The following is a 1,084-nucleotide window of genomic DNA, read 5'->3' as shown; positions in this document are numbered from 1 at the left end:
GCCGGAGGGGCTGGGTTGGGCCCCTGGGTTGGGCCCCTGGGTTGGCCGACGGCGGCCGACACCAGCGCCCGCGTGGCGGTGGCCCCCGGGCCGAGAGCCGCTGTCGGCTGTCCGCCGGCCCAGGCCGACTTCACCGCGTCTGCCAGGTGCTCCGCGACCGAGCGGGCCTGGGCGCGGGCCCGGTTCGGCCGTGATGCGGGGCCGGCGCGGTCGTGGTGCGAGTCCGGCCCGGTTCGGTCGTGAGTCCGGCCCCGTCCGGTCGCGATGCGGGCCTCGTCCGGTCGTGATGTGGGCCTCGTTCGGTCGTGATGTGGGGCCGGTGCGGCCGTGAAAGAGGGTCCGTCCGGTCGTGGAACGGGCCCGGCGCGGCCGTAAGGCGCGCACGGCGCGGCCGTAAGGTGCGCACGGTTCGGTCGTGGGTCGGGGCGTGGGTGGCCTGGCCCGGGCCGTCCCGCCTCGCGTCCGGTGGCTGATGATCTTGACGGGCCTCGGACAGATCGGGACGTCCCCGGCAGTGTCTTTCCCGTCCGTCGCTCGGTTAGTTGGGCGTGGAGACCAGAAAAGCCCGCATGCCTTCGCCCATGGCGGGAAGCGCGCGGGGATTCGACGACGAGCCGCAGTTGACCATGGCCAAGGTGCCATGCGATCCCGCGCAGGTCGCCGTCAACGCCCCGAGCTTCCGGGTGCAGCTCAGCGCCCCGGTCGTCAGCAGCGCGCTGGCGAGCACGGCCCGGCTCACCCGCGTCCCGGCCCCGGGCCGGCGTCGGCCGCCCGTGGTGTGGAGTGGCCGCACCCGCCCCGGCGGGGACACCGCGGCGACCCGGCTGCTTCAGGCCGTGCGGTACTCCGCCGAGGGGTTGACCGACAGTCTGTCCGACGGCCTTTCCGACGGGCTGGGCCGTTCCCGCTCCGGGGAGGGCGCCGAGGACGCGGGCGCCACACAGGTGCTGCCGCGGATCGCCTTCGACGACGACACCCCCACGGTCATCGGCCCGCGCAGCCCCCGTACGGGGAACGCGCCCCGGTCGTCCGGCGGGCGGCGCCGTCCGGGTGCGGACGGCCCGGGCGAGACGGGCGGGGCGAG

1 pseudogene is annotated in these 1,084 nt (G+C 76.2%); it reads left to right on the top strand.

From position 1 onward, the window contains the following. Positions 1-581: 581 nt before the first annotated feature. Positions 582-1,084 (top strand): annotated as a pseudogene (locus KN815_RS49260) (hypothetical protein); the annotation flags it as partial.

The organism is Streptomyces niphimycinicus, from assembly GCF_018883605.1.
Lineage (GTDB): Bacteria > Actinomycetota > Actinomycetes > Streptomycetales > Streptomycetaceae > Streptomyces > Streptomyces niphimycinicus.
This window is presented reverse-complemented; position numbering and strand designations above follow the sequence as displayed.